General features: G+C 59.6%; 1 protein-coding gene. It reads right to left on the bottom strand.

Annotated features, from left to right (window positions below; all coding sequences use genetic code 11):
• Positions 1 to 117: 117 nt before the first annotated feature.
• On the bottom strand, positions 118 to 1,103 hold a 986-nt coding region (locus tag ACOCD2_RS21325), incomplete at its 5' end, for a hypothetical protein (protein ID WP_293650420.1).

The raw sequence follows: 1,103 nt of genomic DNA, 5'->3' as shown, positions 1-1,103 counted from the left end.
TTCATTTGATGTACCTCATGTGATTTCATTGGCCGGGGACCAAACCCCGGCTTTTCTTTGTGTTCATTTCCGAGCAGCGATCAATCCCGCAGGACCATTCCTGCGGGAAATTGGTTTTTATTCAATATGTCCGTCCGGTGCGCCGACCAGTGTGATCTCAAAGCTCGCCAGCTTCGCCGATGGAGCAATCCGGATGCCCAGGCTCAGGCCAACATCGGCAGGGCCGTACCCATCGGCGACCCCGTACGTGTCGACGTCTGGGATGAATTGCCCCCAGCTTGGGTCAGCGCCCACCAGGCGCGTGCTGTGAAGTATGTGTGCGCCCCAGTGGTAGTACTGACCGGGGCTGCCCAACCAACCGACAGGTCGGGCGTTTCGCAGGTTGCGCAGGCCGAGAGCCACACCCAACGTCGGGTCTGTGCTGTCAGTGACCAGCAGGCGGTTGGGATGACCCGGTCCGCCGACGATGAGGGCGTTTCCACCGGGGTTATTGCCGATATCGATGTCTGCATATAGCCCAAAATACAGTTCGCCGAACGCCGCAGCACTCCAGAACTCATAGCGCATCACATGGAAGCCGCTACTTGGGATGAGTGTCGAAGTGGCAGTCCAGTAGATTTTTCCGTTCTCGCCTGCGAGGATGCCGCTTGAGCGGTATCCGCCCTCTGGCGTTTTACGGACATGCCCCCAGGTTGTCGTATCCATATTGATGGTGCTGTTGGCATCACTGCCGGTGCGGGCGAGCGTGTGCCACTCAAACATCGCGTTGAAAACATCTCCCGACGATGAGGTGATATCGATGCGGCGCATTCTGCCTGCATCGCCTATGGCCACAGAGAGCGGCCCCGTGAGAGCCTCCAGTTCATCCCCCTTCTCTCGCAGGTCACCGTTCAGATCAGAGACCTGTTGCTCCAGCCGTGCCACGTGGGCTGTTTTTTGCTCTATCTGCACCTGCTGGGCGGCGCGGCCCTGCATGAGTGTCGCATTGGTGGCCGCCAATGTGGCGATTTGACCGCGCAGCGTCGCAATGAGGCCGTTCAGCGACGCGATCCGAGTGTTGAGCGACGCGATCCGCGCCCCCAGTGTTTCCACCGTGTCCGGCT

Origin of the sequence: Thiolapillus sp., from assembly GCF_048562965.1 — a bacterium.
Lineage (GTDB): Bacteria > Pseudomonadota > Gammaproteobacteria > Chromatiales > Chromatiaceae > Thiolapillus > Thiolapillus brandeum_A.
This window is presented reverse-complemented; position numbering and strand designations above follow the sequence as displayed.